Source organism: Euzebyales bacterium (assembly GCA_036374135.1).
GTDB lineage: Bacteria > Actinomycetota > Nitriliruptoria > Euzebyales > JAHELV01 > JAHELV01.
Genome location: DASUUK010000090.1, coordinates 1 through 14864 on the forward strand (window position 1 = coordinate 1; position 14864 = coordinate 14864).

9 protein-coding genes are annotated in these 14864 nt (G+C 69.2%); 3 read left to right on the forward strand and 6 right to left on the reverse strand.

All coding sequences use genetic code 11. The features are described 5' to 3' along the window. From VFZ70_15345 to VFZ70_15365, 5 genes are all read right to left on the reverse strand, one after another. Positions 1-2808, reverse strand: a 2808-nt coding sequence (locus VFZ70_15345; GenBank protein HEX6257182.1) for a hypothetical protein, incomplete at its 3' end; no start/stop codon positions are given. A gap of 192 nt (positions 2809-3000) precedes the next feature. Further along, on the reverse strand, positions 3001-4599 hold the full coding sequence (locus VFZ70_15350; GenBank protein ID HEX6257183.1) for a choice-of-anchor Q domain-containing protein: 1599 nt from the start codon (positions 4597-4599) through the stop codon (positions 3001-3003). A 308-nt stretch (positions 4600-4907) separates the two neighbouring features. Next, complete coding sequence (locus VFZ70_15355) at positions 4908-6104, reverse strand: hypothetical protein (GenBank protein HEX6257184.1); 1197 nt, start codon at positions 6102-6104, stop codon at positions 4908-4910. Continuing rightward, positions 6101-6811, reverse strand: coding sequence for a PHP domain-containing protein (locus tag VFZ70_15360; protein HEX6257185.1), 711 nt, complete (start codon positions 6809-6811; stop codon positions 6101-6103). Before VFZ70_15360 ends, VFZ70_15355 begins: the two co-directional genes overlap by 4 nt. 141 nt (positions 6812-6952) lie before the next feature. Further along, a complete protein-coding gene (locus tag VFZ70_15365; protein ID HEX6257186.1) occupies positions 6953-8422 on the reverse strand; it encodes a UDP-glucose/GDP-mannose dehydrogenase family protein in 1470 nt (489 codons plus the stop codon). Positions 8423-8779: 357 nt separating this feature from the next. Between VFZ70_15365 and VFZ70_15370 the strand changes: the two genes are divergently transcribed. Beyond that, a complete protein-coding gene (locus VFZ70_15370; GenBank protein HEX6257187.1) occupies positions 8780-9544 on the forward strand; it encodes a sugar transferase in 765 nt (254 codons plus the stop codon). Between the two features lie 27 nt (positions 9545-9571). On the opposite strand, the gene VFZ70_15375 is transcribed toward VFZ70_15370, so the two are convergent. Further along, positions 9572-10525: a sulfotransferase gene (locus VFZ70_15375; protein HEX6257188.1), complete on the reverse strand. Its 954-nt coding sequence runs from the start codon at positions 10523-10525 to the stop codon at positions 9572-9574. Between the two features lie 143 nt (positions 10526-10668). Here VFZ70_15375 and VFZ70_15380 point away from each other — a divergent pair, with 143 nt between their 5' ends. Together VFZ70_15380 and VFZ70_15385 are read left to right on the forward strand one after the other, a co-directional pair. Further along, positions 10669-11739, forward strand: a complete 1071-nt coding sequence (locus VFZ70_15380) for a nuclear transport factor 2 family protein (protein ID HEX6257189.1) — start codon at positions 10669-10671, stop codon at positions 11737-11739. A gap of 117 nt (positions 11740-11856) precedes the next feature. Then, on the forward strand, positions 11857-14862 hold the full coding sequence (locus tag VFZ70_15385; GenBank protein ID HEX6257190.1) for an Ig-like domain-containing protein: 3006 nt from the start codon (positions 11857-11859) through the stop codon (positions 14860-14862). The last annotated feature ends 2 nt before the right edge of the window (positions 14863-14864 follow it).

Sequence of the window (14864 nt, forward strand, 5' to 3'; positions counted from 1 at the left end):
ATCCACCGCCGACGCATCCCCGAACGACACCGTCCCCGGACCAGACACCTTGCTCCACAACGTCGTCACCGCACCCGGCGGAACCGGCAACCCATCATCGGACACCGACCCATCCAACGACGCCGACGCCGGCAACGTCACTGACCGATCCGGACCCGCCGACACCACCGGCGCCACATTCACCGCCGGCGGTGGTCCACCATCGGTGGTGTACTCGACGCGCAGCAGCGGGGCGCCCGCGGCGTCGCCGTTGAACGCCTCCGCCACCCGCTCACCGGTACCGGTGACGATCACCGCGAGCGGATTGCCGCTCGTCCACCCCGGACGGTCGACGACCTCCTGGATCACCGCCGACATGTCGGGGGTCCGCTGGTCGGCCCCCGCGGCACCAACCGTGGTCCAGGCCGGCGGTGACCACGATGCCGACGCGGCGGTCGTGGGCCGCGATGAGATGCTGTTCGCGGCGGTCGAGAACTCCGACGCGCTGTCGGTGTCCTGTCCGCGGATCGTCAACGACGTCGCAACCGATGTCGTCTCGTCGACCTGGAACTGCACCGACGCGCTCAGGATCGTCGCGCCGTTCGGGACGGTCACATCGGTGAAGCGCATCCCGACGGTCTGCTCGCCTCCACCGTCGGTGACCAGTTCGAGGTCCGAGCTGTCCACCGAGATCGACCCATCGATGTCCTCCTCGGCGTCGTCGAACCGCGCGCCGACCCGGCGCTCGACGGTCACCTCGCCGCCTGCGCCCGCGACCGTGACGGTCAGCTCGTCGCTCGCCGTCTTCTGACCGTCGGACGCGGTCAGGCGCAGCACGTACGACCCGGTCGCTGGGAAGGTCGCCGTCGTGTCGACGGCGGAGGCGTTGCCGAACGTCACCGTGCCCGGCCCGGACACCTCGCTCCACGACGTCGTCAGCGCGCCGGGCGGATCCGGCATTCCGTCATCGGACACCGTCCCGTCCAGGTTGACGGAGTCGGTAGGCAACGTGATCGACTGGTCCGGGCCGGCGGACACCGTCGGCGCGTCGTTGGGCTCCGGCACGGTGCCGCCGCCGATGTTCGGTGCGGCGAACTCGAAGATCCTGCCGTCGTTCTCGTTGGAGTTGGCCCCGTTGTCGACCGCACGATCAACGACGTAGAAGTGCATCGCCCCGGACCCCGTGCTCGACGGGGCGACACCGAGTCCCGAGATGTAGGTGATGCCGCTGCTGGTCGGCACCTGGATGGTGCGCACCAGCGTGCCGTCGTGCGTGATCTCGAAGATCTCCTCGGTCGTGCGGGCGCCCACGTACAGCGTGCCCCGCTCGCCGTCCGCCGCGAGCCCTTCGAAGTCGCTGGGACCGAGGTGGCTGATGTCGAAGTGGCTCGAGGAGTCGTTGCCGTTGCCGAACACGCCGTCGACCGGATCGATGCGGTAGATCTCCCGGCCGACACCGTCGAGCACGAAGAGGTCACCGCTGGCCGGGTCGTACTCAGGGTCCTCGGTGTCGGTGCTTCCGAGCGTCTCGGTGTTCACCGACGACACGACGTCGTCAGCGGTGCCGAAGTCTCCGTCGGGGCCCGGCCTGACCACGAAGACCGCTCCGGCGCTGTCGTCCGAGACGAACAGCCTGTCGGTCCCCACGTCATGTGACAGGCCGGTGGGCTCCTTGGAGAAGCTGCCGGCGGAACCCGTGCCCCACATCGTGCCCACGTGCGTCACCGTGCCCGTGCGCGTCGACTGCCACAGGTTGACGTTGTTCCAGCCCGCGCCGGTGGTCTCGTCGACTTCGGAGTCCACGACGACGAGGTCGTCGTCCGTGGGCAGCCAGACGATGCCCGCAGGGTCGGGCGATGCGGGGTTCCACCCGGAGGTCTGGGTGGTCCGCACGTGGGTGGCCGAGTCGACCGGTGCGGCGAGCGCTGCCACGGTGGCGAACGACAGCTCGGTGACGCCGCCCGACGTGGTCGCGGTGCCCGAGTCCGCGACGAACAGGTTGAGCTCGTCGGCGTCATCGGTCGGATCGGTGGTCGGAGCGAACGTCATCGCGACGGGATCCGACAGCTCGGTGGATGCCAGGCTGACACGCGTCCGCACGTTGCCGTCGCTGTCCAGTCCCTCGAGTGTCTCGGACTGGGCGTCCATCACGTACAGCAGCTCGTCCGCGGAGTTGTAGGCGATGACCGGATCGGCCGTGTCCGCCGACAGCTCGATCGTGCCGGTGGTCTCGGCGCCAGCGCGGGCGCCTGTTCCGTCGTCGACCACCGAGACGGTCGCGTCCTCGAGCACGAACCAGTCGCCGGTCTGCGGGTCGAAGGTCGCGCCGTCGGGGGCGTCGAAGTCGAGCGCGGCGATCGGTTCACGGTCGACGCTCGGCGACGACCTCGTCAGGTCATCGCCATCGACGGCGAGCAACTGGTCGCCGTCGATCGCGGTGAGGTCACCCTCCGACTCGTCGTATGCGAGCGTCTCGGGGTCGTCGAGCTGCGGCAGCTCGAGGCTGCCCAGCCGTTCCTCGTCCGTGCTCAACCGCACGACGAACGTGCGACGCACATCGTCCCTGGCCACCAGGAACTCATCGTGCTCGGCGTCGTACGCCAGTCCCGCCGGGTCGGCCACTCCGAACTCACTGGTCCAGACCGTGCGGACCTCCTGCGCGTCGAGCACCCCCGCTTCGGCTGCGGGTTGCCTGGACCCGCGGTTCTCGGCCGCCGCCGCGGCTTCGGGCGCCCGCGCGACGACGAACGTCGCCATCAGCATCAGCACCGCGCCGATCAGGATCGCTCGCCGACGCCCGTCGGTCCCGCAGTTTCGATGGCTCCTCACAGCTGCCCACCTGCCGTCCGCCGTGGAGGCACCTCTCCCGTCCCGAGGTGCTCATTCGGTTATACGCGGCGGATCGCTGAGTGTCAGCTCAAACCTTGATGAAATGTCCTTGCATCCAGAGCCCTAAACCTGATCACGCCTCATCTGGACCGATTATTCGTGAAGCGCTCTTGACAGTGTGCAGTTGGCGCGTCATCCGCCCGTTCGTTCGTAAGCACCGATGTCGTACGCCGATCCCTGCGGACGTGCGGTGCCGTCGATGTCGTCGACCACGCCCTCGGACCGCAGGCTGCGTCCGGCATCGACCGCCGGCGACGCCGACCCGAGCCTGAAATCGTCACCCGACGGGTCGACGAACCCGACGGCGCTGACCGCTCCCGTCAGGTTCGCGCCGATGTCGACGTTCGCGTCACGATCCACATCGACGCCCCCGGAGCCCACGGCGATGTTGTTGCGGATCTGGTTGTCGGAGCCGACGTCGTTGCTCCATCCAATGCCGTCACCTCGCGCCCCGACGACGGTGTTGTTGAGCACCCGGACGCTTCCATCCGTGTTCGAGCCGTCGTGGACGGTGATCCCGTCGCCGTCGTCGTCGCCCGCGCTCACGGCACGCCCCGCGCGGATCACGACGTTGTTGTAGACGTCGTTCGACCCGTTGCCCTGGATGTAGATGCCCCAGCCCGCGGTGTCGGAGATGACGTTGTCATGGATGTCGCACACCGAGCCCTTGTTGTTCATCACACCGGCGCGATGTGACGACTCCCCGTTGCGGCCAGTGTCGGTCACGACGTTGTCGTGAATGGCGCAATCCCGGGTCGCCGAGCCGACCTGCAGGCCGTCGCGACCGGTGCGCACGACGAGGTTGTGGCTCAGCCGAACGCCGTGCAGCACGTGGTAGTCGCCGGTCGCGTAGTCGGAACTGCCGATGTACACCCCTTCGTCCTTGACGTCGTGGAGGTAGTTGTGGTCGAGCACGACGTCGTGTTCGATCCACTCGCCGCGACCCATCGAGTTGTCCTTGATGCTGACCGCCGACTGCGACGTGTCGCCCATCTCTACGTGGTCGACGCGGATGTGCTCGGTCTTCACCTTGCCGGTGAGGCTGCGCGCGGTTCCGAGGATGCTGATGCCACAGCGCTGGGACCCGGCCGCGATGTCGGCCCCGCAGTGACCGCCCGCGCCCGCGCCTGTCACGCGGATGTGGTCGCTGTCCTCGATCTCGATGCCTGCGTAGTCACCATCGTCGCCGCGGATCTGGACGGTTCCCCCGCTGTTGACGAACGTGACGGGTCGACCGTCAGCGCCGTGGAAGTTGCGCAACTCCAGCGGTCCGCGTGTGCCCGACGCGAGGCAGACCGTGTCGCCGGGGCCGACGTCCGAGAAGTTGCCCGCCCCGTCGGCCTCCTCGACGCCACCGGCCAGCGTGTGGTCGCACGCGAACGACTCCGTCCCGTCCGATGCACCGCCGTCACCGCCGGTCGGGGCGGGTTCCGTCGTCAGAGAGTCGGCCGGGAGCGGATCCTCCGTGTCGGCCGCGGACGCATCGGGCCCGGTGCCACCGTCACCGGCGGAACCGTCGTCGGCGCTGTCGCCGCCCGCGTCTGTGACCGTTGGGTCGTCGGCGGCGTCACCGGACTCGTCGTCCTGCCCGCCGGATCCCGTGCGACGGTCGTCACGCGCGTGCTCGCCGGACCGGCCGCGGACGTCACCCGCCCCGGGTCCCGTCAACTGGAGCACCGATTCCATGTCACACGCAGTCAGGAACAGGCACATGCTGAACAGTGCCGCCACCGTGCGCATCGTCCGCGACGCCGCCACTCGCCCACCAATCGCATCGTCCGCCAAGGCTCCACGTCATCCGGCTCGTCGGGTTGGCGCCGACGTCGCTGGGTCATGACGACTCTGACGGTATCGACACCCGCCACCTACGTACGAATGCGTACACGTCCGGTGGTGTCAGCCCGCGCCACAATGGCGAGGGAGCCTGACAGATCGGCCATGGCGCATCGTCAGTTCAGCCATTGCCCTGATTGCCAGGGTCGTGACGTGACAGCCCCGACGGGCCGCGGGGGCCGTCCGGGACGACGACGACCCGAGGATCAGGGACGGGGCGTCGCCGCCGACTCCGACGTCCCGGCGTCGTGGTGCGCCTGCGATCCGCGCCGCTTCAACACGGCCCAGGCGAGCGCGCCCGCCGTCGCCCCGGGGTCGTCGAGGTGGAAGGCGCGGCGCGCCTGCGCGTCGATCACGCTCTTCATCCACGTCGTCCGCGGTACACCGGCCTGTCCGGACGACGACCAGTCGCCCCAGACCTGTACCCAGCGGACGCCCGCTGTGGCGGGAGGCAGCGGCTGCGTCCGGCCCTCGGTGAGGTGCCGGTACACCGCGGCCGGCAGGTTGACACCGGCGACGGCCCCCGGGTGGTGCCAGAGGTTGAAACGCGGGTTGATCTCGACGACGACGTGGTCACCCCCGGGCGTCCGCTTCATGTCGACCTTGGCGACACCGGTGAACCCGAACGCGCGCAGCGCCGCCCGACCGGTCTCCGCCGCACGGTCGTCCCGTGTGATCTCGACGGCGGTGGAGATGCCCACCTCCGGGGGGTTGGTGCGGATCTTCCGCCCTGTGAACTGACCCACCACGGTGCCGTCCGCGTCGACGTATGCGTGATAGCTGACGATCGTCGTCGCGTCGCCCGGGACGTACTCCTGCACCATCGTGCGCACGTCCCGCAGCTCCGGGCGCTGCCACAGACCCCGCAGCTCCGCACTGTCCGACACGGTGAGCGCCTTCGATCCGCCGGCCACCGCCTGCCAGGTCTGTTGTGGCCGTGAGCGCAGGACGGGCTTGACGACCAGCGGGTACGTCATCCCGGCATCCGGCAACGGGTCGCGGCCGGCGACACCCGACCGTCCGAGCGGGACCGGGACGCCCAGCGCCTCGGCGCGGGCCTGGAACCGCTCCTTGTCGACCAGATCCTCCACGACCTCATGGTCCGGCACGACGAAGCGGTACCACGCACCGAGCTCCTCACGGTCGCGTGAGATCAGCAGGACCGCCGGATCCTTCTGATAGACGAGTACAGGACGGTGGTCGAGCGTGCGCGCGTAGTCGATCAGCCGCCGGGTCACGGCCTCAGGGTCGTCCCACAGGTCCGGCAGGCTGATCGCGTCCACCGAGTGACGCGACCAGGCGGTCTCCGGACCGGTCGGCCCGGCCGCCACGCACCGTATGCCCGCCAGCCCGAGTGGCCGCACGAGATCCATGTCCCCAATGACCACGGCGAGGGTGCTCACGGCCGCCCCCTACCCACAGACTCGACCAGCCGGGACCGGGCGTACTGTGCCACGAAGTAGCCGGTGACGAGCGGCCTGCGACGCTTGATCCCGTTGATGACCTCGGCGGCCATCCAGTCGCTCTTCGGCGAGCGGGTGGGATGGTGACACCGGGCGTCCTGCAGCAGCGTCTCGATGACCGTCGCGCGACGTTCGTACTCCACAACGACCCGATCCAGCTCGCGGGCCCAGTGCGCGTCGACGCCGTACGAGCGGGCTGCGCTCACCGTCTCGGCCAGCGCCACGGACCGGGCGTCCTGCTCGGCGGTGCACCTGGCGTTGAACACCTCGATGAGGTCGACCTGCCGGGCCAGCTCCTCGACTCCACGGTGGCTGCGGAACGGGTGCGGAAGACCGACGAGGCCTCCTGCGGCATGGACCTCGTCGACCATCGCCTCCCAGGACAGGAGTCGGTCGATGGACGGCGGCGTCGAGTCGGGTTCGAAGACGACCAGCGCGTCACCGCGATCCGTGCGGACCTCGGCAGCGACGGGCACGGTGATCGACAGCCCGCGATCGCGGCAGTGACCCGCGAACTCGATCGCCCCGTCGAAGGAGTTGTGGTCCGACACGACGGCGAGATCCACGCCGAGCTCGACGAGGCGTTCGCCGAGCTGCGCCGGATGCATGCGGCTGTCCCAGGACCGACGCGTGTGGATGTGGGTCACGGCCCTGATCATCATGTCAGGCGTGGAACCCGAGTCGTGCGTGCAACCCCTCAGCGCCGGACGCAACGCGCCCTGAGCGCAGCGGGGTGCGCGACGGTCTTCCGGTCTCAGCGGTCAGCCGTGTCCGTCGGTTCGACCAGGTCACCGAGCCGGCCGCCAGGCCTGCGCGGGTTGTCCGGTGCGGGCGACCGTCAGCCCGTGCGCGGCCAGCTCGTCTGACGACCACACGTTGCGTGCATCGACGACGACGGGATAGGCGAGCAGGTCGGCGATCCGCCCGGCGTCGAGATCCCGGTACTCTTCCCATTCGGTGCAGACGACCACCGCGTGGGCGTCCCGCAGCGCTTCCTCGGCCTTGTCCACGTAGGTCAGCTCCGGATACATGCGCGAGACGTGCTCCATCGCCGCCGGATCGTGTGCACGGATCTTTGCCCCCTCGGCCAAGAGCTCCTCGATGACGTGCAGCGCGGGTGCGTCACGGATGTCGTCAGTTCCGGGCTTGAACGACAGGCCCAGGATGGCGATCGTCTTGTCCTCCAGGTTCCACAGCATCCGTCGCAACTGCTGCACGGGCCACGCGTGCGCCTCACGGTTGATGCGCTCGGTCTCGCGGAGCAGACCGAAGTCGTAGCCGAGCTCGTCGGCGATGTGGACGAACGCGCGGACGTCCTTGGGGAAGCAACTGCCGCCGTACCCGAGCCCGGCGTTGAGGAACGCCCGGCCGATGCGGGCATCGTGACCCATCGCGTCGGCGACCGTCTCGACATCCGCACCCGCCAGCTCGCAGATCCGCGCGATCGCGTTGATGAAGCTGATCTTGGTCGCGAGGTACGCGTTGGAGGCGTGCTTGATGAGCTCGGCGGTGCGCACGTCCGTCGCGATGTACGGGCAGTCGTGCTGCGCCAGCAGGGGCGCGTAGAGGCGCCGCATGACCTCGTGCCCCGCCGCGCTGTCGGCGCCCACCACGACCCGGTCCGGGCGGAGAGTGTCGGCCACCGCGGTGCCCTCGCGCAGGAACTCCGGGTTGCTCACGACCTCGTGGGTGAACCCGTGGCGGTTCGCGCGCGCCTCCAGCGCGAGTGCTTCGCGGATCCGCTGTCCCGTCCGCACCGGCACGGTCGACTTCTCGGCGACCACGGTCGATGCAGTGGCGTGCTCGGCGACCGATGCCGCTGCCGCCTGCACGAACGACAGGTTCGGCGACCCGTCCTCGCGCGGCGGGGTGCTGACGCAGATGAAGACCACATCTTTGCCCGCGATGGCGTCGCGCGGGTCGGTCGAGTAACGCAGACGCCCGGACTGCTCCTGATCTTGCAGCAGTTCCGACATGCCGGGCTCGTGGAACGGCATTGTGCCGTCCTGCAGCAGCGCGATCTTGGCCTCGTCGTTGTCGACGCCGACAACGACGTGGCCGATCGACGCCATGGCCCCGGCCGTCACCAACCCGACGTGGCCTGTTCCGATCACACCGACACGCACACCGCACCTCACCGATCCCACCCGCAAGAGATTTCCGCTCAAGCCTAGCGCTCGCGATTGCGCCGATGCACCGGCATGCTGCTGGCTCCGGCGGCCGTCGGTTGCCCCCGCGGCCGCTCGATGAGGTCCCATCCCAGCCGGCCATCGAGGAATCTCGAAGTGCGGCACGTCCCGTCGGACAGGGTCCCTAGTTGCGCCGATATAACGCACGGTACATGTGCAGCAAGCGATATGCTACGGAGCGTCACACTGCGGCAGGCCGCGCGGACGATTCAAAACGGCACACGAGCGATCCGTACTACGTGTAACAGGTGCGTCGCTCATCGTAGCCGATGACCATGGTGGTGACCTGTACTGCCCGTTCCCGATAATGGCGACGCCGAGAAGGGAAGCTGACGCAGCCGTGAACTCGCGGTTGCGGGTCCTGCTCCTAGAGGGGGGACAGAGGCAGCGCTCGCGAGCGAGGATGACGGACGAAGGATCCAATGAATGTCAGCTGAGACCCTGGACGCCGTGTCGCACGGGTATGCGGTGCACAGTCCGCCCGCCGGCAGAGGAGAGGGCGTCGAGCCGACGCTGGTGGCGCTCACGGCCCTCGACGCGCCACGCATCATCGCGCCGCGATCGTCGCTGGGTCGCCGGCTCGGCAGTGCCGGCAAGAACGTGCTCGACGCGCTCGTCTCTGCTCTGGCGCTGGCCGTGGTGTTGCCCGCCATCCTGCTGCTGGTGCTGCTGATCCGACTGGAATCGCCCGGTCGAGCGCTGTTCCGTCAGACCAGGGTCGGCAGAAACGGCCGCCACTTCACCTGCTTCAAGCTGCGCACCATGTTCGTCGACGCCGACGACCGTCTGCGCGTCCTGCTGCACGACGATGCTGACGTCCGTCACGAGTTCGCCTCTTCGAGGAAGCTGAAGGCCGACCCCCGCGTGACCAGGGTTGGACGCTTCCTGCGCGCAACCAGCCTCGACGAGCTCCCCCAGCTGTTCAACGTGCTGCGCGGCGACATGAGCCTGGTGGGTCCGCGACCGCTCGTGCCGGACGAGCTGGTCAAGTACGGCCAGCACATCGACGTGGTTCTTCAGGTCCGTCCCGGCCTCACCGGCATCTGGCAGGTCTCGGGCCGCAACGACCTGCCGTACGACATGCGGATCGCACTGGACACCGGCTACGCCACCAGCCGGACATTCTGGGGCGACCTGTGGATCATTGGACGAACCATCCCCGCGTTGGCCCTGCGGCGGGGCGCGTACTAGCAGCAGCCACCCGCGTGGGGCGCAGCTTCACGTCGGCCAGTCGTAGCCGAAGCGGCGGCTGGCCTCGCCGGCCAGTCGTGCGATCACGTCCAGATCGCTGCTGGTCAGCTGCTCGCGCCAGCGCTCGTCGTGGCGGATGCCGTCGATGCCGCGCAGACGCATCGAGTTGCCGATGATGTGGTGCTCCATGGCGCCGAGGTCAAAGGCACCCGATGCCGGCGCGACTCCAATGAAGCGTGCGATGCGGTCCAGCGTCGCCCGTGGGTCCGCGCACAGATCCTCGTAGCGCACGTGCAACCACGCATCAGATGGGAGGAAGCGGCGGACGCGATCCGCCTCGACGTTGTAGTGCGTCCATTGGCGCGCTGCGGCGGCGACGTCGACTCCGGTGTGACGCACGATGCTGGCCACGTTGCCGCGCGGATCGCGGACCAGGTGGATTGCCCGGACATCGAGCCCCGGCGTCGGCGCCAGATACTTGGGGCGCTGGTGGTCACGCGCGGTGTCGATGAACACGGTCGTGCCGGTGATCTCGAGCACCGCTGTCGCCAGACTCGCTGTCGACCGCCGCGCCGTATCCAGCGTCCGCCGGACCGGACCGACACAGCCGAGCAGCGCGTCGCGGACGTCGGTCAGCGGCGCGGTGCCCAGCGATCGCACCAGCACACCGTTGAGCCAGCGGCGCCGCGACATGCGGACGTGGGTGTTCCAGTAGTCGGTGTCGTACACATTGACCGGCGCACCCAGCTCCTCGGTCCGTGCCGCCACCGCCTTCCAGAAGTGGCACTGGGTGAAGTACTCACCACACGAGCACCGGTAGGTCGCGACGTCGACCCGTGGGGTCAGCCCGGTCGCTGCGCCGACCGAGACGCAGGCAGGGTGGGCGTTGAGCAGGAATCCGAGCAGGGTCGAGCCGGTGTACGGGCTGCCCGGCATGCACACGTACCGCGCCGCCGTCGATCCGTCACCCACATCGCTCATCAACCGCTACCGCCTCGCGAGTACACCAGTCGACGGGCCACGCTAGCGTGCCCGGCACATCGTGCGCGCACTGCCAGGGCCTGCGATGATGGATTGCCGAGGTCCCCGCGCCACGGGACGGCGCCGACGCGGCGAATGAGCACGTGAGTCGAGAGCAGGGAACCAAGCCACCGCGCTTCGTCCGCAGCCGGCAGCTGCTCGGCCATCGCGACTCGACCCGCACGGTGCGGGTGCTGGAGGCACTTGCGCAGCGATATCCGAACGATCCCGCCATCTGGCTGGAGCTGTCACACGCCAGCCGCGCCCGCGGAGAGTCCGACGCCGTTGCCTACGCCCGGTATGCCGACCGGCTCGCCCCCGGCAATCCGCGGGTGCTGCGCGCATTGGCGTTGGCGCTGGCCGACCAATCGGAAGGCCTCGACGAGGCGCTCGAGGTGATCACGCGTGCCCTCGTCCTGGACGGCGGCGATCCGGCCACGTGGTCGGCGTTCGGATTGATCAGGCTCGATCGCGGTGAACTCATCGACGCGGCGCTCAAGTGCGAACGCGCCCTGACAATCGATCCGTTGTGTGTGGACGCGCACCTCGTGCTCGGTCAGACGGCGCTGACGTTGGGCGGGTGGGACGAGGCGACCAAGCGGTTCCGCCTGGCCGAGCAGCTTGCGACCCGCGACGGCGCAGCCGCGGACGCACTCACCTGGATCGACCAACAGCGGCACGGACTGCGAACTGACCTGCCAGGCAACGCCGAGTCATCGAACAGCGCGAGCCACCGACCGCCGGCGTGGTGGAAGGAGCCCTCATCGGGCGCCAACGGCGCTGCGGAACCTCGTCACGGAGACAGCGTGGATCGGCACGTCGTCGACGCCATCGACCGGCACATCGACGCGTACAACTGCCGCGACATCGACGCGCTGGCCAACGGCTTCGCTCCGGACGCCGTGCTGATCAGCGACGGCACACGGGTCGCCGGCCGCGACGACATCGTGGCGTTGTTCGCGACGACATTCACGGCGGCATGGCGCAGCGCACTGCGCGTCACCAGCGCGGTCATCGACGACGGCACCGCCGCGTGCGAGATGACCGAGACGTTGCACTCCGGGCCACAGCGCCACCGTCGCGAACTCATCGCCATCTTCACCGTCGAGGGCGGGGCGATCGTCCGGGCGCGGGTGTATCGCGACCACGACGCCCGCGTGGCACACCTGTCGTGACCCACGCCCGCGCCGTGCGCCCTCGAGTCCTCCGCCGATGGCGTATGATGCAGAGGTCCGTAGCACGCGCACCATCGCGCAATCCATCACGGCGGCCTTGCGGGAGGGCGACCGTTCATGCCTGTGACGATCCGATCCACTGCTGCGAGCGCCGTGTGGCTCGTCGTGCTGGCGACGTTCGCGACGCTGCACGCGGCGCCGCCCGCGGCTGCCGCACCGCGCGAGGCCTTCATCCGCGACGTGCGGGCGTTCGAACTCGACGACCTCAGCATCGACAGCCCCGCCGGCATCGCCTACTCGCCGACGGCCGAGGCGTTCCACGTGATCGAGGCGGCAGCGCCGCACCAGCGTGCCCCGGGTCGCACGACCATCGTAACGGTGACACCGAACGAGCGGCGGCTGCGCGCTACAAGGATCGCGGCGCAGATCAGCGACCCGATCAACGTCGCGTTCGACCAGCGCCGGCAGCGGCTGCTCGCCTACGCGCCGGCCGCGGACCGGCTGATCGAGGTCGACGAGTCCAGCGGCGCCCTGGATCCGAGCACACTGGAGCGCCATGGCGCGCAGCGCCTGGGCATCGACGACCCGCAGGGCATGGCGACCGATCCCGACACCGGCCAGATCTACATACTCGACAGCGCCGCAGCACGGATCGTGCGGGTCACGCCGAGCCGCACCGGCGACCTCGACACGGTCGACATCGCCGACATCGATCTGGGGTCCAGCGGGATCGGCGACGCCGTCGGGCTGGCGTTGGATCCGACGACCGGTCACCTGCACGTCGTGGACGCCATTGAGGAGGTGCTCTACGAGCTGACGCCGACCGGAGCGGTGATAGCCACCCGCGACCTGTCGGGCCTGGAGCTGGTCGATCCGCAGGGGATCGTCTTCGCCGAGTCCGGCGACCTCACCGACGACGCCGATCAACTGAGCCTGTACCTCGCCGACAGCGGCGTGGCGTCCGACACTGGCGAACGACCGCCGGTCGTGTCGGACGTGGCACCGACCAGCCACGACACCGGCGCCGACCCGTCGACCCCGGTCGCGCAGGCCACCACGACCGACGGCACCGGCCAGCTGCTCGAGCTGTCGTTCACCGACGTGCCGGCCGCGCCGACGGCCGGCGCCACGGCCTCGGCGTCAACGCTGGTCCAGACGATCGAGGCCTTCAACTGGTCACCGCCGAGCCCCGACACCTCCGGTGTGGTGTACCTGCCGGAGTCGAACACCCTGCTCGCCAGCGACGGCGAGGTCAACGAGATGCCGCTGTACGCGGGCGCCAACATGTTCGAGGCCAGTCTCAGCGGCAACCTCGTCGATACGTTCACGACGTTGGACTTCGACAACAACGAGCCCACCGGTGTCACCGTCAATCCCGCGGACGGCCACCTGTTCATCAGCCAGGACACGCCGCCGAAGCAGGTGCACGAGCTCGACCCCGGCGCGGACGGCAGCTACGGCACGGCTGATGACGCCGTCACGACGTTCGGCACGACCGACTTCAGCAGTACCGACCCGGAGGGCGTGACCTACGCGCCCGAACTGGACGCGCTGTTCGTCGCGGACGGGCTCAACAACGAGGTCTACCACCTGGCGCCGGGGGCCAACGGCACGTTCGACGGCGTCGCGCCGAGCGGGGACGATCAGCTCGTCGGTCAGTTCGACACGCTCGGCCTGGGTCTGGAGGATCCCGAGGGCATCGCCTACAACCGCCGGACCGGCAGCCTCTACCTTGGCGGCAAGACCCGCAACATCGGCACGTATAACTTCGACACGTTGCTGGAGGTGTCGACCGACGGCGCGCTGATCCGCACGATAGATGTGTCCGACGCCAACCCCGACCGGCAGATCACCAGGCAGAAGCTGTCCGGGCTCGCGTTCGGGCCGAGCAGCCAGGATGCGAGCTCGCAGGCGATGTACATCGCCGACCGCGGCGAGGACAACAACAGCGACCCCGAGGAGAACGACGGGCGCATCTACGAGATGACGGTGCCCGGTACCTCGGGGTCGGGTGTGGGGCCGGTGGCGGTCGATGATGCTGCGGTGACCCAGGCGGGGTCGGCGGTCGTGGTGGATGTGGCGGCCAATGACAGCGATGCGGATGGGGATCTGGACGCGGCGTCGGCCAACAGCGCGTGCGCGAACGGGTCGTCGGGGTGCGCGGGCGCCAGTGATGGCAGCCTGATCGACAACGGCGACGGCACGATCACCTACACGCCGGACACCGGGTTCGTCGGCGCGGACAGCTTCGTCTACGAGATCTGTGACACCACGGCGCGGTGTGACACCGCCACGGTGACGGTCACCGTCGATGACCCGGACGACCCGGGCAACCCGGGTGGGTCCGGTGACGGTGAGCTGGTGTCGTTCGACATCAACACGACCGTGCCCGGCGTCGGCGGTGTGCGTGACGAGGACATCGTGTCCTATGACGCGGCGGCTGGGACGTGGGCGCTGTACTTCGACGCCTCGGACGTGGGGATCACCTCCAACGACATCGACGCGTTCCACGTGCGCGGCGACGGGTCGGTGCTGTTGTCGTTCTCGTCGACGATGACCGTGCCGGGGCTGACGGGCGGACCTGCCGGCGAGTCGGTCGAGGACGCCGACGTGGTGCTGTTCACCCCGACGTCGACGGGCGCGACCACCGCGGGCAGCTTCTCGTTCCACTTCGACGGCAGCGACGTCGAGCTGGACACCTCGGGCGAGGACATCACCGGGTTGTACGAGTTCGCCGACGGGTCATTGGGGGTCACCACGGCCGGCACCATCAGCGTGTCGGGCGTGGCCAAGGGCGGCGACGAGGACGTGCACCGGTTCTCCGGGTCGTTCGGGGCGGCGACGTCGGGCGCCTGGTCGCTGCTGTTCGATGGCAGCGACCTGGGGTTGACCGGCTCGGGTGACGACCTCGACGGTGTGGCGTTCGACGGCGGCAGCGACCTGCTGTTCTCCACCAAGGGCAGCTACGCGGCCGCCGGCGGCGCCGGCGACGACGAGGACATCTCCCGATTCACCGGCACCCTCGGCCCCACCACCTCCGGCAGCATCACCCTCGAACGCGACCTGTCCGCACTGGGCATCGACCCCGCCGCCGACGTCGACGCCCTCCACCTCGGACGCTGAGC

Excerpts from the sequence above, each read along its gene's own strand:
- VFZ70_15370 (HEX6257187.1), top strand. The coding sequence starts at position 8,780 with ATGTCAGCTGAGACCCTGGACGCCGTGTCGCACGGGTATGCGGTGCAC.
- VFZ70_15365 (HEX6257186.1), bottom strand. The coding sequence starts at position 8,422 with ATGGGACCTCATCGAGCGGCCGCGGGGGCAACCGACGGCCGCCGGAGC.
- VFZ70_15375 (HEX6257188.1), bottom strand. The coding sequence starts at position 10,525 with ATGAGCGATGTGGGTGACGGATCGACGGCGGCGCGGTACGTGTGCATG.
- VFZ70_15385 (HEX6257190.1), top strand. The coding sequence starts at position 11,857 with ATGCCTGTGACGATCCGATCCACTGCTGCGAGCGCCGTGTGGCTCGTC.